Annotated in this window: 20 protein-coding genes, 1 tRNA gene, 1 other RNA gene and 1 pseudogene; 13 read left to right on the plus strand and 10 right to left on the minus strand. The window is 62.6% G+C overall.

What is annotated here, in order from left to right:
• Window positions 1-228: 228 nt before the first annotated feature.
• The 8 genes from E3T39_RS13175 to rnpB all read left to right on the plus strand — a co-directional run bounded on the left by E3T39_RS13175 (window position 229) and on the right by rnpB (window position 5,023).
• A complete protein-coding gene (locus E3T39_RS13175) occupies window positions 229-699 on the plus strand; it encodes a peroxiredoxin (RefSeq protein WP_134516070.1) in 471 nt (156 codons plus the stop codon).
• 72 nt (window positions 700-771) lie between these two features.
• Window positions 772-844: transfer RNA gene (locus E3T39_RS13180), tRNA-Val, on the plus strand.
• Window positions 845-990: 146 nt separating this feature from the next.
• The gene (locus tag E3T39_RS13185) at window positions 991-1,692 is read left to right on the plus strand and encodes a GAF and ANTAR domain-containing protein (protein WP_134516072.1); all 702 of its coding nucleotides are present in this window, start codon (window positions 991-993) and stop codon (window positions 1,690-1,692) included.
• Window positions 1,693-1,701: 9 nt separating this feature from the next.
• On the plus strand, window positions 1,702-2,415 hold the full coding sequence (locus tag E3T39_RS13190; RefSeq protein ID WP_174845131.1) for a GAF and ANTAR domain-containing protein: 714 nt from the start codon (window positions 1,702-1,704) through the stop codon (window positions 2,413-2,415).
• Between the two features lie 145 nt (window positions 2,416-2,560).
• Entirely contained in the window at window positions 2,561-2,896 is a 336-nt protein-coding gene (locus tag E3T39_RS13195) for a hypothetical protein (RefSeq protein WP_134516074.1), read from the plus strand.
• Between the two features lie 83 nt (window positions 2,897-2,979).
• A complete protein-coding gene (locus E3T39_RS13200; protein ID WP_134516075.1) occupies window positions 2,980-3,798 on the plus strand; it encodes a Nif3-like dinuclear metal center hexameric protein in 819 nt (272 codons plus the stop codon).
• Between the two features lie 60 nt (window positions 3,799-3,858).
• Window positions 3,859-4,596: a zinc ribbon domain-containing protein gene (locus tag E3T39_RS13205; RefSeq protein WP_134516077.1), complete on the plus strand. Its 738-nt coding sequence runs from the start codon at window positions 3,859-3,861 to the stop codon at window positions 4,594-4,596.
• A gap of 47 nt (window positions 4,597-4,643) precedes the next feature.
• Window positions 4,644-5,023, plus strand: an RNA gene (gene rnpB / locus E3T39_RS13210) — RNase P RNA component class A.
• A 124-nt stretch (window positions 5,024-5,147) separates the two neighbouring features.
• Here the strand turns inward: rnpB and ppgK are convergent.
• Window positions 5,148-5,870: pseudogene (gene ppgK / locus E3T39_RS13215) on the minus strand (polyphosphate--glucose phosphotransferase); the annotation flags it as partial.
• Window positions 5,871-5,901: 31 nt separating this feature from the next.
• Window positions 5,902-6,765: a type I methionyl aminopeptidase gene (gene map, locus E3T39_RS13220; RefSeq protein ID WP_134516079.1), complete on the minus strand. Its 864-nt coding sequence runs from the start codon at window positions 6,763-6,765 to the stop codon at window positions 5,902-5,904.
• 12 nt (window positions 6,766-6,777) lie between these two features.
• On the opposite strand from map, the gene E3T39_RS13225 reads away from it, so the two are divergent.
• The gene (locus tag E3T39_RS13225; protein ID WP_134516081.1) at window positions 6,778-6,966 is read left to right on the plus strand and encodes an SPOR domain-containing protein; all 189 of its coding nucleotides are present in this window, start codon (window positions 6,778-6,780) and stop codon (window positions 6,964-6,966) included.
• 13 nt (window positions 6,967-6,979) lie between these two features.
• On the opposite strand, the gene panB is transcribed toward E3T39_RS13225, so the two are convergent.
• Window positions 6,980-7,858, minus strand: coding sequence for a 3-methyl-2-oxobutanoate hydroxymethyltransferase (panB, locus tag E3T39_RS13230; protein WP_134516083.1), 879 nt, complete (start codon window positions 7,856-7,858; stop codon window positions 6,980-6,982).
• Window positions 7,859-7,973: 115 nt separating this feature from the next.
• On the opposite strand from panB, the gene E3T39_RS13235 reads away from it, so the two are divergent.
• Window positions 7,974-9,311: a glutamine synthetase family protein gene (locus E3T39_RS13235; RefSeq protein ID WP_134516085.1), complete on the plus strand. Its 1,338-nt coding sequence runs from the start codon at window positions 7,974-7,976 to the stop codon at window positions 9,309-9,311.
• Window positions 9,312-9,349: 38 nt separating this feature from the next.
• Complete coding sequence (locus tag E3T39_RS13240) at window positions 9,350-12,436, plus strand: bifunctional [glutamine synthetase] adenylyltransferase/[glutamine synthetase]-adenylyl-L-tyrosine phosphorylase (RefSeq protein WP_134516087.1); 3,087 nt, start codon at window positions 9,350-9,352, stop codon at window positions 12,434-12,436.
• A gap of 109 nt (window positions 12,437-12,545) precedes the next feature.
• Here E3T39_RS13240 and glnA read toward each other — a convergent pair whose 3' ends face one another.
• Window positions 12,546-13,970: a type I glutamate--ammonia ligase gene (gene glnA / locus E3T39_RS13245; RefSeq protein ID WP_134516089.1), complete on the minus strand. Its 1,425-nt coding sequence runs from the start codon at window positions 13,968-13,970 to the stop codon at window positions 12,546-12,548.
• Between the two features lie 144 nt (window positions 13,971-14,114).
• Between glnA and E3T39_RS13250 the strand changes: the two genes are divergently transcribed.
• A complete protein-coding gene (locus tag E3T39_RS13250) occupies window positions 14,115-14,543 on the plus strand; it encodes an RDD family protein (protein ID WP_134516091.1) in 429 nt (142 codons plus the stop codon).
• Window positions 14,544-14,612: 69 nt separating this feature from the next.
• Here the strand turns inward: E3T39_RS13250 and E3T39_RS13255 are convergent, their stop codons facing one another.
• From E3T39_RS13255 to lipB, 3 genes are read right to left on the minus strand one after another with little or no spacing between them, the layout of a single operon-like run.
• Window positions 14,613-15,320, minus strand: a complete 708-nt coding sequence (locus tag E3T39_RS13255) for a DUF4191 domain-containing protein (protein WP_134516093.1) — start codon at window positions 15,318-15,320, stop codon at window positions 14,613-14,615.
• A gap of 47 nt (window positions 15,321-15,367) precedes the next feature.
• Window positions 15,368-16,357, minus strand: a complete 990-nt coding sequence (gene lipA / locus E3T39_RS13260; RefSeq protein ID WP_134516095.1) for a lipoyl synthase — start codon at window positions 16,355-16,357, stop codon at window positions 15,368-15,370.
• Window positions 16,354-17,034 carry a lipoyl(octanoyl) transferase LipB gene (gene lipB, locus E3T39_RS13265; protein WP_134516097.1) on the minus strand — a complete coding sequence of 227 codons (681 nt, stop codon included), beginning with the start codon at window positions 17,032-17,034 and terminating at the stop codon, window positions 16,354-16,356. Before lipB ends, lipA begins: the two co-directional genes overlap by 4 nt.
• Before the next feature lie 166 nt (window positions 17,035-17,200).
• Between lipB and E3T39_RS13270 the strand changes: the two genes are divergently transcribed.
• A complete protein-coding gene (locus tag E3T39_RS13270; RefSeq protein ID WP_166784134.1) occupies window positions 17,201-19,078 on the plus strand; it encodes a protein kinase domain-containing protein in 1,878 nt (625 codons plus the stop codon).
• A 45-nt stretch (window positions 19,079-19,123) separates the two neighbouring features.
• Here E3T39_RS13270 and E3T39_RS13275 read toward each other — a convergent pair whose 3' ends face one another.
• The 3 genes from E3T39_RS13275 to E3T39_RS13285 all read right to left on the minus strand — a co-directional run bounded on the left by E3T39_RS13275 (window position 19,124) and on the right by E3T39_RS13285 (window position 23,569).
• Window positions 19,124-20,539 carry a 2-oxo acid dehydrogenase subunit E2 gene (locus E3T39_RS13275; RefSeq protein ID WP_134516101.1) on the minus strand — a complete coding sequence of 472 codons (1,416 nt, stop codon included), beginning with the start codon at window positions 20,537-20,539 and terminating at the stop codon, window positions 19,124-19,126.
• 62 nt (window positions 20,540-20,601) lie between these two features.
• Complete coding sequence (lpdA, locus tag E3T39_RS13280) at window positions 20,602-21,975, minus strand: dihydrolipoyl dehydrogenase (RefSeq protein WP_134516103.1); 1,374 nt, start codon at window positions 21,973-21,975, stop codon at window positions 20,602-20,604.
• Between the two features lie 100 nt (window positions 21,976-22,075).
• Window positions 22,076-23,569 carry a leucyl aminopeptidase gene (locus tag E3T39_RS13285; protein WP_134516105.1) on the minus strand — a complete coding sequence of 498 codons (1,494 nt, stop codon included), beginning with the start codon at window positions 23,567-23,569 and terminating at the stop codon, window positions 22,076-22,078.
• Window positions 23,570-23,664: the final 95 nt, after the last annotated feature.

A 23,664-nucleotide genomic window follows, 5' to 3' on the forward strand; every position in this document is an offset into this window, starting at 1 on the left:
CATTTTTTCGCCACTACAAGGGCACGTGCTGAAAATGAGCAGGTTGGATTGCAACCAGCGGCACCACGTAAGCCTACAGATCTTTATCCGTCGCCCGCGTGAGGAGGTTTCACCGGCCAAGATGCACTAGGCCTGATTCCCGCGGTCTGTGAATCCATGCACGTTGCCGGGCTAGAGTGTGACACCGGCCAATCCGTGCGTCTACGACGCACCAGGAAAGGAGCATTCATGGCTCTTCAGAACGACACCCAGGCACCTGATTTCAAGCTCATCAACCAGTTCGGTGAGAGCGTGCAGCTGAGTCAGTACCGAGGAATGAAATCGGTAGCACTCGTCTTCTTTCCGCTGGCATTCTCCGGAATCTGCAGCGGAGAGCTGTGTGAGCTGCGCGACAACCTCGCTCTGTTCGACGATGGCAGCGTTGAACTGATTGGCATTTCGGTCGACTCCCGACACGCCCTGCGCGCCTTTGGGGAGCAGGAGAAATACACCTTCGACCTGGTCGCGGATTTCTGGCCCCACGGCGCGGTAGCCAAGGAATATGGCGTCTTTCTCGAGGACAAGGGCTTCGCCAATCGAGCGACTTTCCTGATCGACCCGAGCGGCATTATCCGTTCCAGCTTCATCACGGCGCCGGGCGAGGCGCGGTCGATCGAGTCTTATCGGGCCGCGCTCGAGCAGCTCGCACCGGTTCTCTGAACCCGTCGGGTCGACAATCGCGTAGCGACTCTGACCTATACTGAACAGACCCGCGACTAATAGTCGTCGTCGGGGCCTTTAGCTCAGTTGGTAGAGCGCCACGTTTACACCGTGGATGTCATCGGTTCGAGCCCGGTAGGGCCCACACAATACGGTTGATCGGGACGTCTGATCAGTTAAATGTGCGGCAAGCAGGGTGAAACGCGTTCGTTTCACCCGAAGTGACGTGATCGTGAGGTCGTATGACAGAACGATGCGTTGGGGCTCCTGGCCCACACCGGTCAGGGCACGATGACTGACCGCGGTCAGTTCGGCGGGGCCATTGAGGCCTTGAGCGCTGCCTACGAACGGCAGACCAGCATGTGCCATCCGTTCGTCCACGCCTTGCCGATTGACGCTGCGAGCGTCTGCACGCTGGGCGAACCATTCGGGTCGGAAACTGTGTGCGCGAGCAACTCGGTGGCCGCAACCTTTGACGAGTTGCAGTTCGACCTGGGGGAAGGACCGTCCTGGGACGCCATGACCACAAGGCGTCCCGTGCTCATCGATGATCTTCACTCCGTGCGGCACTCGCCGTGGCCAGCGCTTCTGAAAGCAACACGAAACATCGACGTACGGTCCGTCTACGCGTTCCCCCTAACCATGGGATCGCTCGATATTGGGGCCGTGTCGCTGTTCTCACACGGCCAAGGCACACTGACGTCCGGCCAGGTCGCTGACGCGGAGGTACTCGCCCAAATTGCGGCTAGCCAGGTTTTGCGCCGGTCACTCGCGTCGCGAACATTAAAGACAAATCTGGAAGATAATGAAGGATATTCGAGGCGTGTCGTACACCAAGCGACCGGAATGGTTCTGGCCCAGCTCGATCTTTCCGCGGCCGATGCGCTTCTGATTATTCACGGCCACGCCTTCTCTCACGGACGAACTGTGCGGGAAGTAGCTGCGGATGTAGTGACACGACAGCTGGATTTTTCGTCGATGGTCGAGTCTTAGGATGGAATTATGGTGACAAAAACCCGGGAAGGTCAACTCGTTGAGACCTTCGTTACCCTGGCCGATACTCTCGTCGCCGACTACGATGTTGTCGACCTGCTGCACACGTTGGTCGAGAAATGCGCAGCCCTCCTCGAGGCATCCGCTGCCGGTATCATCCTGTCAGCTGGGGACGGGGCGCTTGAGGTAGTCGCTTCGACCAACGAGCGCAGCCGCCTGGTCGAGATCCTGCAGCTGAGGGCTGGCAGCGGGCCCTGCGTGGAGAGCTTCACGACGGGCCGCGCTGTGGCCATTGCTGATATCGAACTCACCGGCGACAAATGGCCGAAGTTTCGTTCGGGTGCCCTCGCCCAGGGCTTCGCGTCGATGCATGCCGTTCCCCTGCGACTTCGGGACACGACCATCGGCTCCCTCAACCTGTTCTGGGATCGCACCGGCGGGTTGAGTACGGGGGACACCAACACGGTTCAGGCACTGGCGGATGTCGCCACCATCGGCATCCTGCAAGAGCGGGCAATTCGGGAGAGCGATATTGTTCGCCAGCAGCTGCAGCACGCGCTGAGCAGTCGAGTGCTGATCGAACAGGCCAAGGGCGTGGTCGCCTATACCCACGGCGTGCACATGGGCGATGCGTTTGACAAGATCCGCGAATATGCGCGCAACAACGGTCTTCCCCTCGCGGACGTCGCCGAGCGGATCGTGAATCGCGCGCTCACCCTGTAGCTCTGCGCGGTTCAGTCGGATCAATCCCTCAAATATGCGAGATAGCCGAGTTTCATCGCGTTAGGGGTAGACCGGGCCTATACTGCTAAAGCGGCCCTGGACCCTGGACGCACGTGAGTTTTCCGTGAGCTTTCGAGGGGCGATCATGAAACGCATATTTCACCCGGGCGGTTCAGTTATAACCGGCAGCGATCTCGCTGATGCCGTACTTCTCTACGCCGAGGCGCTGTGCAACCGCCGTCAGGTCGATGTCGTCGATATCCCGGTGATGGGAGACGACGGGCACCTGCTGCGTGCCCAGTTCCTGATCGGTTCGGCGAGCCAGCTGGTGAGCGTGACGGCCGACAGCCTCGAACCGGAGTTGATTGAACCGGAGACCACCGATTTTCTGCACCGCAAGGCTCAAACCGGCGCCATGATTCCCGCATCCTGGACGCGCGAGGAATCGGCCGCAGCGCAGTTCGACGACTTCGACTACTGACGTCCCTTTTTGCCGGGCACGGAGCATCGAGTTGCCCCGTGTCCGGCGAAGCCTCAGCGCTGGTCTCCCGGTAGGCTGAACGAGTGCCATTCTCGCTCGCCGACATTACCCGCGTTGCCCATGCTCTGTGGCCCCTCGACGGTGCCGAGGGCTGGGACGCACCGGGCCTGGTCAGCGGAGATCCGAACCGGCCGATTCGCAGCATTCACTTGGCCGTCGATGCCGTCTCCGACACCGTCGACGAGGCCATCGAGGCCGGCGCTGACCTGCTGCTGACGCACCATCCGTTGCTGCTGCGCGGTGTCACGAGTGTGGCCGAAGACGGCTACAAGGGTGCTCTGCTTAGTCGCCTGATTCGCGCAGACTGCGCGCTGCTCGCCGCACACACCAACGCCGACGTCGTCGCTGACGGAGTGTCCGACGTGATCGCCACCCGGCTGGGACTGATCGACGTCCTGCCCATCACGGAAAGTTCCGCTCCGGGCACCGGCATCGGGCGGTACGGCCGTTTGACGGCGCCGACGACGCTGGGACACCTCGCTCACACACTCCTGGAACTTCTGCCGGCCACGGCATCGGGCGTGCGGGTTGCTGGGGATTATTCCGCGCCGATCAGCACGGTTGCGCTCTGTGGCGGCGCCGGTGATTCCCTGCTACGGAATCCCCGGGTGCTGGCAGCGGATGTTTATATCACCTCCGACCTGCGCCACCACCCGGCGCAGGAAGCACGCGAGCAGGCGCTCTGCGGCGGCGGACCGGCCCTTGTGGACGTCGCCCACTGGGCCAGCGAGTGGCTCTGGCTGGAACCGGCCGCCGAACAGCTGCGCGAGGCCTTGCCGGGAGTGTCCATATCGGTAAGCGAACTCAACACCGACCCGTGGGATTTTGCCGTCGTGCACTAATCTCCGAGTCACCCTATTTTTTCGAACCACATCTCATTTCCAGCGTTAGGTCAGGACATCGTGAAGGCATCACCACTCCAGCAGAAGGAGCTTCTGCGGCTTCAAGCCCTGGACATTAAGGTTCTTCAGCTCAGCCACCAGTCAAAGTCGCTCCCGGCGCACGCCGAGCTGGCCGAGCTCAATCGTGAAGCGGAAGCCAGCCGCATGAAGCTGCTCGGCCGGTCGGGCGAGCTCGACGACGTGCGCACCGAACTGGGACGTATCGAGAGCGACGTCGAGGTCGTAGAAAAGCGCATCGCGCGCGATACCGACCGCCTGCAGCACACCTCGTCGATCAAGGACATTCAGGCCCTCGACTCCGAGATCGCCTCGCTCAAGAAGCGCCTGTTCGATCTCGAGGAGATTGAGATTGCCGTTCTGGAACGCCAGGAGGAGCACGAAGCGGCCGTCGCCGTGGTGGCGCAGGAACGTGACGCCATCGCCGCACGGGCCAGCGCGACGGAATCAGCGCGCGATGAGGCGCTGGTTGACCTCACCCGTCAGCTCGGCGAACTCACCCGCGACCGTACCACCATAGCCGCCACCATCCCTGATGACCTCGCGGCGCTGTACGAGCGCCTGCGTGTCTCCGGCCACGGCAACGCTGCAGCGTTGCTGCGCGCCCGTACCTGCAGCGGCTGCACGATGACCCTGACGGGGAGCGACCTCGCCGACGTCCGCCAGGCGCCCGCTGACGAGGTCATCTTCTGCCCCGACTGTGGTGCCGTGCTGGTGCGCACCGAAGAGTCCGGAATCTAGTAACGGTTCGCGACGGTCCGCTTGCCCGGTAGACTCGATTCTCGGAATGGGTCGGCAAGACGGTCGCGTCATGCGCAAGATTTTCGAATCAAGCGGATGCCGAGGAACGTCCGGGCTCCACAGAGCAGGATGGTGGGTAACACCCACCCGGGGTAACCCGCGAGACAGTGCCACAGAAAGTAGACCGCCACCAGCGCGAGCTGGCGGTAAGGGTGAAACGGTGGTGTAAGAGACCACCAGAGGCCAGGGTGACCTGGTCGGCTCGGTAAACCTCGTCCGGAGCAAGGTCAGACAGAAAGCGCTAAGGCTGCTCGCCAAGCTTTCGGGTAGACCGCTAGAGGGCTGCGGCAACGTAGTCACGAGATAGATGGCCGTCGACGGTGTGTGAACACCTGGACAGAACCCGGCGTACTAGCCGGCCCATTCCCCCCCCCTGTGCCGACGGACCGCCGTCCCACCCGGCGCGGCGCGCACGCACGGGTGGGGTATTGCTGTCGGACTAGCCGGGGAAGCGGGCAGCCAAAGCGGCCGCACCAAGAATTCCGGCGTTNAAGAATTCCGGCGTTGTTGCGGTGCACAGCGGGAATGATGCGCGTCTTAAGTTTGAGCAACGGCAGAAAGTTCTCGTGGTGCTTTGAGACCCCGCCGCCGACGATGAACAGGTCGGGGGAGAAGAGCAGTTCGAGCGTTGAGTAATACTTCTGCAGGCGAGCAGCCCAGTTCTCCCAACTGAGGTTGTCACGTTCCTTGGCGGAGTAGGCAGCGCGGGTTTCGTAGTCGTGCCCATCGATCTGCAGGTGGCCCAGTTCAGTGTTGGGCACCAGCACGCCGTCGTTAAGCAGCGCCGAACCGATCCCCGTACCGAGCGTGGTCAGCAACACGACGCCAGCGACGCCCTTGGCCGCACCGAACTGTGCTTCAGCATAACCGGCAGCATCCGCATCATTGACGAAGTGAATGGGCAGGCCGAGGCCTTTTTCGAACAGGGCTTCAGCGGCGAGGCCGATCCATTTCGACGACACGTTTGCCGCTGACATGGTGTGACCATTCTTGACGACGGCGGGAAAACACACGCCGACCGGGAGGTCGCCAACGCCTTTCGAGACGGTGGAGAGCAGGGTGCGGGTCGTCTCGACGATGTCCTGCGGGCGCCCCCCCTTGGGCGTGGGCAGCTTCACCCGGTCAGTGAGGAGCGAACCGGTGGCCAGATCGACTACGGCCCCCTTGATTCCCGTGCCGCCGATGTCGATCCCAATTGCCGTCGTTGCAGTCATGTGTTCATCCTTTATCTGTTCGAAAACCGTGTCAGGCTAAGGTCAGAATCTCGGCGCCGCGCTCGGTCACTACGAGGGTGTGTTCAAATTGTGCGGTCATGCTTCGGTCGCGGGTGAGAACCGTCCAGTCATCACTCCAGATGTCCCAGTCGCCGGTTCCCAGGGTCAGCATCGGCTCGATGGTGAAGACCATCCCGACCTCCATGACCGTGTCGTACTGCGGTGCGTCGTAGTGCGGAATGATGAGGCCCGAGTGGAAGGCTTCGCCAACGCCGTGCCCCGTATAGTCGCGCACAACGCCGTAGTTGAATCGCTTGGCATAGGACGCGATGGTTCGACCGATCACGTTGACCTGACGCCCGGGGGCAACGGCTTTGATACCGCGGGCGAGAGCCTCTCTGGTTCGTTCGACCAGCAACGTCACCTCCTCGGTGGCCTCGCCCACAATAAACGTGACGTTGGTGTCGCCGTGCACGCCGTTCTTGTACGCCGTGATGTCAATGTTGACAATGTCACCATTGTCGAGCGCCGTGTTATCGGGGATTCCATGGCAAATGACCTCATTCACCGAACTGCACAGCGATTTGGGGTAGCCGCGATAACCCAGGGTCGAAGGGTATGCATCGTTAGCCACCAAGTAGTCATGACCGATCTGGTCCAGTTGCTCGGTCGTGACGCCGGGAACGATGGCTCGACCGACAGCGGCAATCGCCTCGGCGGCGATGCGGCCGGATTCACGAATGAGCTCGATCTTTTCGTTCGAATAAACGTCAGAGCCGGTGAACGGGCTCGGCCCCTTCTTGCCCACGTACTCCGGGCGAACGATGTGTGCTGGAACGGAACGGGTCGATGACACCGTTCCCGGGATGAGGTGACCGATGGAATCCTTAGGCATAGGATCAAGCTTATGGCCGACGACAAAGAACACGCATTCTGGTACAACATGCGCACGGGCGAAGTGGAGCTCGGTTTACAGTCAACATCTTTGGATCGGGTGGGGCCATTCGCTACCAGGGACGAGGCAGCCCATGCCCTGGAGAAACTGCGCGCAAACAGCGCCAAGTGGTCGGAAGACGACGCTCGGGACGCCCGCTAACCGTTGAGAGCCCCTACTCGTAGCTGTGCTCTGGCGCCGGGTAAGCACCAGAGGCGACGTCAGCGGTGAACCGCTGCACAGCATCCGTCAGCACCGCTCGAACGTCGGCGTACTGACGCACGAACTTCGGCACTCGACCACTCGTCATGCCAGCAAAATCCGTCCAGACGAGCAGCTGGCCGTCAACGGATGGCCCCGCCCCGACCCCGATAGTCGGGATGGACAGCCGTTTGGTGACGAGTGCGGCGACCGACGCCGGTACCATCTCCAGAACGACAGCGAAGGCGCCGGCGTCCTCAACCGCGAGGGCGTCCGCGATGAGTGTCTCGGCGGCGTCTCCCCGGCCCTGAATGATGTGGCCGCCCAAACCGTGTTCGCTCTGCGGGGTGAATCCCACATGGCCCATCACGGGGATGCCGGCGGAAACGATGCGCCTGATCTGCTTATGGCTACGCTGGCCGCCTTCGAGTTTCACCGCGTGCGCCTGGGTTTCCTTCATGAACCGCACGGCGGTCGCGAGGGCCTGATCCGCCCCGCTCTCGTACGAACCGAACGGCATATCGGCCACGACGAAGGCACGGGTTACTGCCCGGGCGACGGCACGGGTCAGTGGAATGAGCTCGTCAACCGTGACGGGGAGGGTGGTCTCGTACCCGAAGACGTTGTTGCCGGCGGAATCTCCCACCAGCAGAAAGTCGATTCCGGCCGCATCGAAAATCTGGGCGGTGAGCATGTCGTAGCTGGTCAGGCCCGTAATGGGGATCCCCTGGGCCTTGGCGTTTTGAAAGTGCCGAGTGCGTACTCGCTTGGGCCCGGAAACCGCGTTATAGGGAGGCTGCACGTCGGCATCGCTGCCCGCCGGGTGGGACTCTGGTGCTGTCAACTCTGGCATGCGACAAGTGTAGTCAGGCGAGCAATCATGCTCGGAGCCAGTAGCCTAGATAGTAGGTATTGAGGACGGTAGCTATTTAGGTACGTCCCCGTTGGAGCAATCAGAAAGAGCGTGAATGGACAAGCAGCGCGACTTCGTTCTTCGGACCATCGAGGAGCGGGGAATCAAGTTCGTTCGGCTCTGGTTCACCGATGTCGTCGGTACGCTGAAATCGGTGGCTATCGCGCCCGCTGAAGTTGAGGGCGCATTCAACGAGGGCCTCGGGTTCGACGGCTCGGCCATCGAGGGCCTCACCCGTTCTTTTGAAGCGGATGTCCTGGCACACCCGGATCCCACCACCTTCCAGATTCTGCCGTGGCGGGGGGAGGTCGACCCCACTGCCCGCATGTTCTGCGACATCACTACGCCGGACGGCCAGCCCGCCGTTGCTGATCCGCGCAACGTGCTCAAGCGCACCCTTGCCAAGGCGGCCGACCGTGGCTTCACGTTCTACACCCACCCCGAGGTGGAGTTCTACCTTCTCAAGTCGTCCAAGTACGGCAAGAACGGTCCGATTCCGGTCGACTCGGCCGGATATTTCGACAATGTTCCCGGTGGAACCGCCCACGATTTCCGTCGTCGCTCGGTGCGCATGCTTGAAGACCTCGGTATTTCCGTTGAGTTCAGCCACCACGAGGCCGGGCCAGGCCAGAACGAAATCGACCTGCGCTATGCCGACGCTCTGACGACCGCCGACAACATCATGACCTTCCGTACGGTGGTCAAGGAAGTCGCAATCGAGCAGGGCGTGTACGCGACGTTCATGCCCAAGCCCATGTCGGAGCACCCAGGATCGGGCATGCACACGCACATGTCCCTGTTTGAGGGTGACGCGAACGCGTTCTATGAGGCCGGTGCGAAGTACCAGCTCTCCAAGATCGGCCGCCAATTCATCGCCGGGCTGCTCAAACACGCCCCCGAGATCACCGCGGTGACCAACCAATTCGTCAATTCCTACAAGCGGCTGTGGGGCGGAGACGAAGCCCCAAGCTTCGTCTGCTGGGGTCACAACAACCGCTCAGCCCTGGTGCGGGTACCGCTCTACAAGCCGAACAAGGGCCAGAGCGCCCGCGTTGAATATCGAGCAATCGACTCCGCTGCCAACCCGTACCTCGCCTATTCGCTCATGCTGGCCGCCGGCCTCAAGGGCATCGACGAGGGTTACGAATTGCCGCCAGAAGCGGAAGACAATGTGTGGAGCCTGAGCGACACCGAACGTCGTGCGCTCGGCTACACGCAACTGCCGGCCAGCCTCGACCACGCGATCCAGTTCATGGAAGAGTCCGAACTCGTCGCGGAGACGCTCGGCGAACAGGTCTTCAATTATGTTCTGCTGAACAAGCGTCAGGAGTGGCGTGACTATCGGTCACAGGTCACACCGTTCGAACTTCAAAAAAACCTGGAGATGCTCTAACTCGCCAGTGGTGTCGATGATCGAAGGAATCACCCGCGATGGAGCGTTTGCACTTGACCCTGACCGAACTCGTTCGGGTTGGCTTCGTGGACCTTGCCGAGGTACGTGGGCGGCTCGACGAAATTGCCCAGCTCGGTGCGGGCAGCCCGCACCGAGGTTCCGGTTCGGCCGGCCGGTTGACCGATACGCGGGCATTACTGCCGCTGCTTGCGGCAACGGCGAGTCCGGATGCCGCGCTGGTCGCGCTCGTCGCCCTGCTGCGGCAGGGTTCGCCTGAGCTGTTCGAACTGCTCCAGTCACCGGCTGCGGCCGGGCGGTTGCTGAAAGTTGTCGGAGCCTCCAGCGGACTCACCGAATTCTTCCTCAGACATCCGGTGGAACTCGCGGTTCTCATGACGCCACTAACCGTGCTGCCCAGCGTCGACGAACTGGTGCGCGACCTGTTGGATTCTGTCGGAGCGACCGGGGGATTCTCCCGCCTGGTCGATGATGCAGCCTGGATCGCCCTACGGGTGCGCTACCGTCGCCGCCTGGCGCAGATCGCCGCCTTCGACCTCGAACAGTCGGACCCCGTTGCGGGGCTCGACGGCATAGCAAGTACGCTGTCCGATCTCGCCACGGCGGCGCTCGAAGCCGCCCTTGCGGTGGCCCGCACCATAAGCAGTGGCGACACGGCCGGGCACGCTGTCTTTGCTACCGACCAGGTGCGCGCAACGCGCCTGGCCATTATCGGCATGGGCAAGGCCGGGGCGAGCGAGCTTAACTACGTGAGCGATGTTGACGTTATTTTCGTCGCCGACGGCGACGAATCAGCCGGTCTGGAAAGTTCTCGGGCTGTTGAGATCGCGACCCGACTTGCCGTGCTCATCATGCGCGGCCTGGGCGAATCCGGCATTGAACCCGAGCTGTGGGAGGTCGACCCCAACCTCCGCCCGGAAGGCAAGAGCGGCGCCCTCGTACGCTCGATCGAATCCCATCTCGCGTACTACGACCGTTGGGCCAAGAGTTGGGAGTTCCAGGCGCTGCTCAAGGCCCGCACGCTGGCCGGTGACCGCGAACTCGGAGCCCGCTACATCGATGCGGTCACCCCCAAGGTCTGGAGCAGCGCCGGCCGCGAGAATTTCGTCGAATCGGTGCAGCGCATGCGGGAGCGCGTCACCGACAATATCCCCGACGACGAGGTTGATATTCAGCTCAAGCTCGGGCCGGGCGGACTGCGCGATATCGAGTTCACTGTGCAGCTGCTTCAGCTCGTTCATGGCCAGACAGACCCTGCCGTTCGACAGTCCGGCACACTCCCGGCATTGACTGCCTTGGCCACCGCCGGGTATGTGGGTCGGGCGGAAGCCTCCGAATTCGCTCAGGACTATCGCATGCTGCGCCTGATGGAACATCGGCTGCAGCTGCAAAAACTCCGTCGTACCCACCTGGTGCCGCGCGATGAGGCAAATTTGCGGGTGCTGGCCCGGTCGACCGGGCTGGCCACCAGCGCTGCCGGGCTGACCATCCGCTGGTCGGAGACGAAACAGAGGGTTCGCGGCCTGCACGAGCGGTTGTTCTACCGCCCCCTGCTATCGGCGGTGGCGTCGCTGCCGGCCGACGGGCTGAACCTGACGACTGCACAGGCTGAGGCGCGGCTCGCGGCAATCGGCTTTCTAAATACCAAGGGCGCCCTGGCGCATATTGCCGCCCTCTCCGGCGGAGTCTCCCGGCGCGCGGCGATCCAGCGGCACCTCCTCCCCGTCCTGCTGCAGTGGCTCTCGCAAGGGGCGGACCCGGACTACGGGTTTCTGGTCTTTCGGCGCCTGAGCGACAACCTGGGTTCGACCTATTGGTTTCTGCGCATGTTGCGTGACTCCTCGGGCGCCGCCGAGCGCCTCACCAGGGTTTTGTCCGGAAGTCGTTACATCGGCGAGCTGCTAGAGAAGATCCCCGAAGCGGTGGCTTGGCTCGAAGACGAAGCCGACCTTCAGCCACGTCCGCTCAGGGCCCTCCAGGATGAAACCCGAGCGGTTCTTGGCCGGCATGAAAGTGCGGATGCCGCCGCAACTATTCTGCGCGCGGCCCGGCGCCGTGAGATGCTGCGACTGGCATTCGGAGCCCTTCTCGGTCAGATCAATCTCGACCAGCTGGGCCAGGGCCTGACGGATGTCAACGCCACGTATGTTCAGGGTGTCATCGCTGCCATTCGTGGGGAAGACCTGATTGTTCCGGGTGGTTCTGATGACTGCGCGTCGAGCGGCGATGGCATTGAATTCGGTGTGATCGGTATGGGGCGGTTCGGTGGTGCAGAGCTCGGTTTCGGTTCCGACGCCGACGTCATGTACGTCTTCCGCGCTGGTAATCTCGACGGGGAAGCGGCCAACGACCGTGCCCGGTATATCGTGCGCGAACTTAATCGACTTACCGAAGACGCGCGTTTGCCGCTCGACCTGGACATTGGATTGCGGCCGGAGGGCAGCAACGGGCCGGTCGTGCGGTCGCTCGACTCCTATCAGGCGTACTACCGTCGCTGGTCACTCACCTGGGAAGCTCAGGCGCTCCTCCGCGGTCGCGGTGTGGCCGGTGATGCTGCGCTGCTGCGGGACTTCGAGGCTGTGGCTGACGACGTGCGGTACCCCGCAGCCATTAGCGAGCAGGCCGTGCGTGAGGTTCGCCGCATCAAGGCTCGGGTCGAGAATGAGCGTCTGCCGCAGGGCGCCGACCCGAACCGGCACCTGAAATTGGGGCGCGGCTCGCTCAGCGATGTGGAATGGCTGGTTCAGTTGCTTCAGCTGCAGCATGCCGCGGCGATTCCGGCGCTGCGCACGACGTCCACCCTGTCGGCGCTGGACGAGGCGGTCAGCGCCGGATTGATACCGGCGACGGATGCCGCGGTTCTGCGCAGCGCGTGGATCTTCGCGTCCCGCGCCCGCTCCGCCATCACACTGTGGACGAATCACACTTCGAACGTATTGCCCAGCGATCGCGCGGCCCTCGAGGGCATCGCCAGGGTAATGGAATACCCGCCCGGGTCGGGCAACCAATTGGAGGACGACTACCTCGCTGTGACCCGACGTTCCCGCGCCGTATTCGAGCGCTTGTTCTACGGTCCCGTCGAACGTCCAGGGCCGACCGTCGGCTAACGACCCACGGAGGGCTGGTACGCCCCGTTCTCGCAGCAATACAGTAAAGGACCGCATCCGATAGATGCGGTCCTTTACTCAGTGCCGTGTGGGCGATATACGGTGCGGTTTAGACCCCGTAATACAGTTCGAATTCGAACGGGTGCGGACGCTGGGCGAGCGGCTTGATCTCGTTTTCGCGCTTGTACTGGATCCAGGTCTCGATCAGTTCGGGTGTGAACACGTTTCCGGCGAGGAGAAAGTCGTGATCTGCTTCGAGAGCCTGCAGGGCCTCCTCGAGCGACGCCGGAACCTGGGGGATGTTCTTGGCTTCCTCGGGGGGCAGTTCGTAGAGGTCCTTGTCGACGGGCTCGTGTGGCTCAATACGGTTTTTGATGCCGTCGAGGCCGGCCATGAGCTGCGCGGCAAAGGCGAGATACGGGTTACCGGACGCGTCGGGAGCGCGGAACTCGAGGCGCTTGGCCTTCGGGTTGGTTCCGGTAATCGGAATGCGGATCGACGCCGAGCGGTTACCGGCCGAGTAGACCAGGTTGACCGGGGCCTCGAATCCGGGAACGAGACGGTGGTACGAGTTGACCGTGGGGTTCGTGAACGCGAGCACGGCCGGGGCGTGCTTAAGCAAGCCTCCGATGTACCAGCGAGCCACGTCGGAGAGCCCGCCATAGCCGGCCTCATCGTAGAACAACGGCTTGCCATCGGCCCAGAGTGACTGGTGCGTGTGCATGCCGGAGCCGTTGTCACCGAACAGCGGCTTGGGCATGAACGTTGCGGTCTTGCCCCAGTCGTGTGCGGTGTTCTTGACAATGTACTTAAACTTCAGCAGGTCATCCGCTGCGTGAACCATCGTGTCGAATCGGTAGTTGATCTCGCCCTGGCCGCCGGTGCCGACCTCGTGGTGGCTGCGTTCGAGGATAAGGCCGGATTCGATTAGCTTCAGGCAGATGTCATCGCGCATGTCGACGTGTTGGTCGACCGGACTGACCGGAAAGTAGCCGCCCTTGAACGGCGTCTTGTTGGCGAGGTTTCCGCCTTCTTCCTTCTTTCCGGAATTCCAGGCGCCTTCGCCGGAGTCAACGGAGTAAAAACTCGTGTGCTGGTTCACTTCATAGCGCACATCGTCGAAGATGTAGAATTCCGCTTCGGAACCGAAGAGCGCAGTGTCGCCAATACCCGTGGAGGCGAGGTATTTCTCGGCCTTCTTAGCTACCTGGCGCGGGTCCTTAGAGTAGATCTCACCGTTACGCGGGTTGTAGATGTCGAAGAGCATAATGAGCGTCTTCTCGGTGCGGAACGGGTCCAGGTACGCGGTCGAAACGTCGGGAATGAGCTGCATGTCCGATTCGTGGATCGACGCGAAACCGCGGATCGAGGAACCATCGAACATTTGGCCGACGGTGAAGAACTCCTCATCGACGGTGGATGCCGGAATGTTGAAGTGCTGCTGCACACCGGGAAGATCGGTGAAACGGATGTCAAGAAACTTGACGTCATTCTCTTTGATGAATTTGAGCACTTCGGACGAATCGCGGAACATGCGGATTAACTCCAGACGACGAGGGCGTAGAAACGGCCGAATCGGACACATCGGCTCCCCTGAGATTAGTAGCGCCGCGTTACTCTTCCGTGACGCTTATGTTTCCCCCATGTTACAGGGAGGGCTCCTCGGTAGACTCATCGGGTGCCAGACTCCAGCTCCCGCCCGAACACCTTTGGTCAGCTACCACCCAGTAAATGGCCGGGGGAGCGGCTCGGATTACCCCAGATCGGGCCCAGTTCCATCGGCCGTCCTGGGCGGCGACTGCTCGGCTTCGCCATTGATTGGGCGATCGCCATCGGGGTCTCCAGGGTCTTCTTCAACTATGACCCGGCCGCCAACCTGATCATTTTCGTCATTCTGCAGATCGTCTTCATTCCCACGATCGGCGCCAGCATCGGCCATCGTTTGGTGGGACTACGGATCATTTCCATCCACGGCGGATGGGTCGGATTGTGGCGTCCCATTGTGCGTTCGGTGCTTCTTGGAATTGCGCTTCCCGCGCTCGTCTGGGATTCTGACCAGCGCGGGTTCCACGACAAAATTGCGGGAACAGCTCTCATTCGCCGATAGGGGAACGACGTATGGCGGACGATGAAGGGCCGGGCGCACAGCGCCCGGCCCTTCATTTATTTGTTGCTACTAGCCGCGCTGCGGGCGTGCTTTCATCGGGTCAACGCCCTTGGGGATGGGCAGTTTCGTACCCATCGAGTTGAGACGGTTGTTAACGGCGAGAACCTCGGCCTTGGTCAGGGTGGGCTTGATCCGAGTCAGGCGACGAGCAAGCTTGTGCAGCGGCACGGCATCCGCGTCGGGGCCAACGGAGATCACGGTTACACCCACATTTCCGCCGATGCGCACGATCTTGCGCTTTTCTTCCTCGAGCATGCGCGCAGTGCGCGTTTTCGGACCCTCGCTGATCAACACGACACCGCCGCGGCCGACGGCGCGATAGATCGCATCCTGCGTCTTGCCGTTGACGGCTACCGGCATCTCGCTGCCGACCCAACCGCGCTTCAGCGAGCTGCGCAGCACGGCGCCGACGGCGCCGGGCTGACCCTCAATCTGCGAATACGCTGCCTTTTCTGCGCGTCGACCCAGAATGATCAGCATCGCCAATATGCCGGCGAGCACACCGGCGACGATCCAGAGCACCATGGTGAAGACGTTGCTGCCGGGAATCAACAAGGCCAGGGCCAGGCTGATCAGAACGGGTATGAGGAAGGCCAAAACCAGAATCCAAACGATGTTCGAGTCGTAGCGCCTCGTCATCTGGAAAACCTGCCACATTTGCTTCAAGCGGCCGGGCTGTTTTGGTTTTTTGGGGGTCTTTTCCTTGCTGCGTGCCATGGGTATAAGACTACCTAGTCACTCGAATGCCGCATGACCGAATTTGGTCACGACACTGCTTGGGCAAACCCGAGCTGGGCATCCGCCAGCTGGCGCAGTTCGGCGGGAATCTCCCGACCGGTCGCAACCATGGACTGGGCCCACAGTCGACCGGCACGATAGGAAGAGCGCACGAGCGGGCCAGAGAGAACGCCGAGAAAGCCGATCTCCTTGGCTTCCTCGTTGAGCTCGACGAACTCCTCAGGGCGCACCCAGCGCGCGACCGGCAGGTGCCGGGCGCTCGGGCGCAGGTACTGCGTAATGGTGATGATGTCGGTGCCGGCCTCGTGCAGGTCGTGCAGCGCCTGGGTGATCTCAGCTCGTTCCTCACCCATACCGAGGATGAGGTTGGATTTGGTGATCAGTCCGGCGTTGCGTCCCTGTGTGAGCACGTCGAGCGACCGGTCGTACCGAAACGCCGGGCGGATCCGCTTGAAGATGCGCGGCACGGTCTCGACGTTGTGGGCAAAGACCTCCGGCTTGGCGTCAAACACCTGGGCCAGGTGCTCCGGATTGCCGGAGAAGTCCGGCACGAGAATCTCGACACCGGTGCCAGGGCTCTGCTGGTGAATCTGCCGAATGGTTTCGGCGTAGAGCCAGGCCCCCTCATCGGGGAGGTCGTCGCGGGCGACGCCGGTCACGGTGGCATATCTCAGGTTCATCGTGACAACGGATTCGCCGACGCGACGCGGTTCGTCGGTGTCGTAGTCGGCCGGTTTTCCGGTATCGATCTGGCAGAAGTCACACCGTCTCGTGCACTGTGAGCCACCGATCAGGAAGGTCGCTTCTCGGTCTTCCCAGCATTCAAAGATGTTCGGGCACCCCGCTTCCTGGCACACGGTGTGCAGATTTTCGCTCTTGACCAGGCTTTGCAGTTTCTGATACTCCGGCCCCATCCTGGCGACCGTCTTGATCCAGGAGGGCTTGCGTTCTATCGGCGTCTCCGCGTTGCGAATTTCCAATCGCAACAGTTTGCGGCCTTCGGGTACTGCGCTCATGCGTTCGTCCTGACGTTATCGAGGCTGGCAGAGATCGTGTTGGTGGGGTTCACACTCGCCGAGCGTTGAAAGGCGGCCGTGATGGGCGCAATCAACTCGTCCGGGTCGACCGTGTCTCCAAGCACGCGCGACATGGTGGTCACACCGGCATCGCGAATGCCGCAGGCGATGATGCGCGAATAGGCTTCCAGCGAGTTACTGCAGTTGAGGGCGAAACCGTGCATTGTGACACCCTGGGCGACACGGATACCGATGGCGGCGATCTTGTCTTCACGGCCGGCTTCGCCGACCCAGACGCCCGAGCGTCCGGCCACTCGCACGGCGTCAATACCGAACTCGATCAGAACCTCGATCAGAATGCCTTCGAGGGACCGAACGTAGCCGACGACGTCGACGGGTTCCTGGAGGTGCAGGATCGGGTAGCCGACCAATTGGCCGGGGCCGTGCCAGGTGATCTTGCCACCCCGGTCGACGTCGATGACCGGCGTGTCGTCGACGGGGCGTTCCTCCGGCAGGGTGCGTTTTCCGGCGGTGTACACGGCCGGATGCTCCAGAAGGAGAACGGTGTCCGGTCGCTCACGAGCGACGACAGAACGATGGACTGCGCGTTGGAGCTCTAGGCCCTCAACATACGGCACGGAGTTGGCGCTTAGCCCCGCGACGACAAAGTCGAGCATTTGCTTAGTCTAGGGGCGCCGTGGGCAATCTGCGTGCACCGAGCACAGCGGGCGCGAGGTCAGGAAGCGAATGCCTCGACTCCTCCACACCGGGACGGATCGCTGGCTCCGCACTGATTCAAGGTGTGTGGGTCGGTCAGCGGGTTGTGTGCACGAACATGGTCCAGTGAGACGACGCGCTGAACGGTCCCCGACTTCGGTCGACGAAACACAGTATGAGTCCGTTCAGCGGGCCTCGCTTCAAGACAGCGACGATGCTGACGCTGATGCGAGCACTGTGGCATCGGTGCACACGGAGGGTGTCATTGCCGGACACCGTGTAATCCGCCTGTTGGGCGCCGGGGACCGCGCCGTCGTGTACCTGGGACATTCCGGTGCCGGGAGCGTTGTTGCGCTCAAGGTCTTCCACGCCGCCACCGAGACGACAAGCGTTGAACTCGACATCGCCGTGATGACTTCGACGGCCGCACCAGGACTCGTGCGTCTGCTGGACGTCGCCCAAGTTAGCGATGGCCGCATCTGTCTGATTTTGGAACGGCTCGCTGGGGGATCCCTCGCCAAGTATCTGATCGAACACCCGTCCCTGTCGCCGGGCGAGGTCGTGACCCTGCTGGCACCGATCACTGTAGCCCTCAGCGCCATGCACACGGCCGGGTTCGCGCACGGCGGCGTCACTCAGTCAACGATTCTGCTGGATGCGAATGGCCGGGCGGTGCTCACCGGTTTTGGTGCTGTCTCGAACCTTACCGACGCGCCCCGCGACGCAATGCGGCGCCTGCGCGCCGATTACGAACGCTTGGCAATTGTAATGATGGCTCTCTTCGAATCGGTCGCAAAAACGGACCCGCACCGCGAGAGCGGTGCCGAACTGATGCGACGATTTCAGGCTGCCATCAGTCCCGCATTAGCTCCAGTACGTCCAGATCAGGCAGCTGCCGCCGCACACCCTGGTTCGGTCCTCGGCAGACTCGAGTACGATCTTTTTGATTGGGCCGACGCTGAACCACTTCACGGCTTTCAACCCGACGACCGACGGGACGTTCAGACAGTCACAGAGAACACTGCCGCTGTCAAACCGGAAGCCGCGCGGGTCAACGGGGTTCAGCTCCGCCGCAGCGCTCTCCAAACAGACCCGGCCGGATCGCGGGCTTCCGACGACAACAACTTTCGCGATAAAGTACGCGCCGACCAAATAAACGGCAAGGTCGCCAACGAAGTAAATCCACAGCCAAACTTCCCCGACCAAATCGACGACGACCTCGTGGACGGCTTCGACGAGAGGTTCGACGACACGCCGCCGCGCCTTCATTTTGCCACCGGTGGCGGTGTCCTCGGCAGTCTCTTCGGTCGGAGCACCATCCTCGTACGTGCACTACAGCCGCGAGCACGCCGCGGTCGGGTGATCGAGAGTGTTGTCGAGTCTCTGGTCGACTCGCATCCGCTCAACTACGCGGGGCATGCACTGCGGAAACGACTGCACGGGCATCAGCGCCCCCTGCTGGTGGCCGCCATCGCAGGCGCCAGCATCCTCCTACTCGCCCTGACTCTGTTCCCCGTCTCGGGCCGTGCCGGTGAAACCGGGCCACCGCATACTTCGGGCACAGACGGTGCTGCACGTGTCAACGACACCCCAGAGTCCACCGACCGTCCGACAACACCGGCCGGTGTACCAGCGAATGCCGCGGGCTCCACCAACCAGGCGGCAATAGCGGGGGATGACCCGGTAGCGGCCGTGCTGGCCCTACTCGAGCGCCGGGCCGCGTGCCTGGCCACCGCGTCCCTGGTCTGCCTGGTCGACGTGGACCAGACCGGGTCGGCCATGCTGGCTTCAGACAGCTACGACGCCCGTGAGCGGCAGCAGGGCCTGTCGGGCCGGGATATCGCCGACTATTCGGGCTACTTGCCGTCACTTGCTGAACGCAGCGGCGACCTCGCCGTCGTCGCATTGACCCCGGCGCCCGGGCAACAAAAAAACCAGCCGGCCTCGATCCTTGTGGTCAAGGGCGAGCACGGCTGGCGTCTTCGTGAGATTTTCGACTACTGAACTGCACCAAAACCGCGGGTGGTCCAGAGCCGAAAGTTCGAGCTGTTAGATGCCGAGGTTGCCCTCGAATGCACCAGCCTCGAGCCGCGCCTTCATCGTAGTGAGGAAGCGGGCTGCATCCGCACCGTCGATGATGCGGTGGTCGTAGGACAGTGCCAGGTACACGCTCGATCGGATCGCGATCGAATCAAGGCCGTCGTTGGTGACGACAAGCGGTTTCTTGTAGACGATTCCGGTACCAAGAATGGCGCTCTGCGGCAGGAACACAACGGGCGTGTCGAACAGGGCACCACGCGAACCCGTGTTGGTCAGCGTGAACGTTCCACCACTCAGTTCGTCGGGCTTGAGCTTGTTATCCCGCGTGCGAGCGGCGAGGTCCGCGATTTGAGCGGCAAAACCGGCCAGGTCGAGTTCCCCGGCGTTGCGCACGACCGGCGTCAGGAGACCACGCTCGGTATCAACGGCAATGCTGATGTTTTCCTGGGCCGGGTACACGATCGTGTCGCCGTCGATCGTGGCGTTCACGATCGGGATGGCACGAAGCGCCTCGGCGGCAGCCAGAGCGAAGAACGGCAGGAAGGAGAGCTTGTTGCCGGTCTTCTCGGCAAATGCTCCCTTGACCCGATCGCGGAGCAGCGCTACGCGAGTGACATCGACCTCGACCACTGTCGTGAGCTGAGCGGATGACTGCATCGAGATGACAGCACGCTCGGCGACAACCTTGCGTAGGCGGGACATCGGCTGGGTCGTTCCGCGAAGCGGTGAGATCTCGATGACCGGCGCCGCTACGGCAGTGCCGACAGCGGAAGCGGCCTGAACGATGTCCTCCTTGCGGATGCGTCCGCCCACGCCGGTGCCGCTGATCGTCGACAGGTCAACGCCGGCCTCGTTCGCCAGCTTGCGCACGATCGGTGTGACGTAACCGCTGGTTCCGGCGTGCGAGCCTCGGGTCGCCGGGGCAGCAGCAGCGGGTGCCTGGACAGCAGGAGCGGGCGCCGGCGCAGCGACCGGCGCCGCTGCGACGGGTGCCGGGGTAGCGACCGGCGCGGCTGCGACGGGTGCCGGGGTGGGGGCAACGGGCTCGGGTGCTTCTACGGAAGCAGGTACTTCGGAAGCGGGTGCTTCAGCAGCGGGTGCTTCAGCAGCGGGTGCTTCAGCAGCGGGTGCTTCAGCAGCCGGTGCCTCAGCAGCCGGTTCCTCAGCGGCGGGCGCCGCTGCGCCGGAGCCATCGCCGATCGTGACGAGCGGGGTTCCGACCTCGACAGTCTCGTCTTCCTGCACCAAAATGGCTTCGATGATGCCGGCGACCGGGGACGGAATTTCCGTGTCCACCTTGTCGGTCGATACCTCGAGCAACGGCTCGTCGACCTCCACGCGGTCGCCCACGTTCTTGAGCCAGCGGGTGACCGTGCCCTCTGTAACACTCTCTCCGAGTGCCGGGAGGCTGACGGATTCGCTCATGCGTATGTCTCCTTCAAAACCGTTTACTTGTCTAAAAATTGGATGAAAATGGTTGGAACCGACTACATCGCGTGAAGCGGCTTGCCGGCAAGCGCCAGGAACGCCTCACCCATCGCTTCATTTTGTGTCGGGTGCGCGTGCAGGAACGGTGCGATGTCCTCCGGGTACGCTTCCCAGTTCACCACGAGCTGACCTTCACCGATGAGCTCACCAACGCGGGCACCGATCATGTGGATTCCCACAATGGGGCCGTCCTTGACCCGCACCAGCTTGACCGAACCGGCCGTGCCGAGGATCGAACTCTTGCCGTTCCCGCCGAGGTTGTACTCGTAAGTAGAAATCTGGTCGGCACCGAACTTGTCGGCGGCTTTCGCTTCGCTGTATCCGACCGAAGCGACCTCTGGGTCGCAGTAGGTGACCTTAGGAATGTTCACGTCTTCGACGATGATCGGGTTCAATCCGGCGATTTCTTCGGCGACGAAGATGCCCTGCTGAAAACCGCGGTGGGCAAGCTGCAGGCCTGGCACGATGTCGCCCACGGCGTAGACGCCGGGGATGTTCGTGGCGAGGCGTTCGTCGGTGATGACGAATCCGCGATCCATGGTTACGCCGACCTCGTCAAAGCCGAGACCAGCCGTGACCGGGCCACGCCCGACAGCCACCAGCAGCAGGTCGGCCTCAACGGTCGCGCCGTTCTCGAGAGTGACGACAACGCCGGAGTCGGACTGGGTGACGCTCTGAAAGCGGATGCCCAGGGAATACTCGATGCCGCGCTTGCGGAACGCGCGCTCGAGCTGCTTGGAAATCGACTCTTCCTCGTTGGGCACGAGGTGAGGCAGGGCCTCGATGATCGTGACGTCGGCTCCGAAGGACTTCCAGACGCTCGCGAATTCAACGCCGATGACGCCGCCGCCGAGCACGGCCACCTTTTTCGGCACGTAGTCCAGGGCGAGTGCGGTCTCGCTCGTGATGACACGGCCGCCGATCTCGAGCCCTGGCAGCGAGCGGGAATAGGAACCAGTGGCCAGGATCACGTTCTTGCCGACGATCAGGTCGTCACCGACCTGAACGGTCGTCGGGGAGACCAGGTGACCTTCGCCCTCGATCACCGTGATACCGCGCGCTTTGACCAGGCCCTGCAGCCCCTTGTACTTGCTCGCCACGATGCCCTCGCGGAACGCGGTGACGGCCGCAATGTCGATACCCTCAAACGCGGTCTTGACGCCGTATTTGGCGGCTTCCCGGCTGACGTCGGCGACCTCGGCCGAGTGCAGGAGGGCCTTGGTCGGAATGCATCCGACGTGCAGGCAAGTGCCGCCGAGTTTGCCTTTCTCGATCAGACCAACGGTGAATCCCAGCTGCACGGCACGCAGCGCTGCTGCATATCCACCGCTTCCGCCACCGAGAACGACAATGTCAAAATTCTGTTCCGACACTCAGCTACTCCCTCGCGCATTACGCTTTGTCACGACGGCCGACAGATTATGCTGATCGGCCGCGTGGTTTGACAAGCTTTTTCTTGCCCTTACGACTGTACTACGGGCGTGAAAAGTCCTCGGCCAGTCGAAGAAGCGCCCGAACGGACACCCCGGTTGGTCCGACACCGGTGAATCCCCAACCCGATCCGGAATTCTGAGCCGGACCGGCAATGTCGAGGTGAGCCCACGGAATAGTCTGGCCAACCGGGTCTGTTCCGATGAATTCCCTCAAAAACACCCCGGCCAGGAGCATCCCGCCGGCCGTGCTGCCGATTTTCGCATTTGCGATGTCGGCGACGTCAGAATTGAGGGTTGCCCGCAATTCGTTCGGGAAAGGCATGGGCCAGGCCGTCTCACCGGTCGCGGCGCTGGCCGCCAGCACGTGCTGCACGAGAGTGTCATGTCCCATCGCGCCGAAATACCGGTTGCCGAGGGCCACGACAGCGGCACCGGTCAGGGTAGCGACGTCGATGATGGCGTCGGGGTGTTCTTCGCCCGCGGCGACGAGTCCGTCGGCGAGCACGAGGCGGCCTTCGGCATCCGTGTTAAGGACCTCAACAGTGCGTCCGCCCCGCATGCGCAGCACGTCGTTGGGGCGGATGGCCGATCCCGACGGCATGTTTTCGGCGATACACATCCACGCGGTGATTCGTACGGGCAGTTGGAGCCGGGCAGCGGCCACCACTACCGCAAGGACTGTGGCGGCGCCGGTCATGTCGTACTTCATGCCCACCATCGATGCCGGCGGCTTGAGTGAGAGCCCGCCGGTGTCGAACGTGATGCCCTTGCCGACGAGGGCGAGGTGCTTGCCGGCACTGCTCGGGCTATAGCTGAGTTTGACCAGGCGCGGCGGGCGGGTGGAACCCGCACCGACGCCGGCAATGCCACCGAACCCGTCGGCTGCGAGCTGATGCTCATCCCAGACCGTCACGTCAAGCGGCAGGCCACGTGCGGCGTCGACCGCCAGGTCGGCCAGCGAGGCCGGGTATAGGTCGAGCGGCGGCATGTTCACGAGGTCCTTCACCAGAGCAATCGCTTCGGCGCTGACCCGGGCGCGTTCCACAGCGGATGACGCCGGGGTCGTACTGTGCACGACAACGCTCCGGGCCGGCAGTTTGGCCGCAGCCAGCGAACTGTGCCGGTACGCCGTGTACGAGTAGCCACCGAGGGCCGCGCCCTCAAGTACAGCTTCGACTTGGTCGGCATCGTCCAGGGGGAGAGCGAAGGCCACCGAGGCTGCACCGGTCAGCTGCCGTACGGCAGACCCGGCCGCGTGTCGAAGGGCCTCGGTGTTGAACACGCTACCAAGCCCGACGATGGCGATGCTGCGCGGCGTCCCGGCCGTGATTACCAGGCGCACCACCTCGTCACGTGCGCCGGTCACATTCAGGAGAGGCACCTGAGCCGTCACCGAGGCGATTAGAGCGTCACCGAGCGTGGCATCCGCGAGTAACCGCACCCCGTCATCCGTTTGGAGCGAAGCAAAAATAAGGATATCGGCGGTGGAGCCCTGCGCGGACTCGGTGGACAGGGTCAGGGTGGGAACAGTCATACCTCGATGGTATCCGTGGCGCCTCTGGCCACCTGCCCTGGCCACCAGCTCTGGGCTGTTCGCTCTGGGCTGTTCGCTCTGGGCGCGATGGTGAA

The sequence above is a fragment of the Cryobacterium suzukii genome, assembly GCF_004403185.1.
In the GTDB taxonomy this organism is placed as follows: domain Bacteria; phylum Actinomycetota; class Actinomycetes; order Actinomycetales; family Microbacteriaceae; genus Cryobacterium; species Cryobacterium suzukii.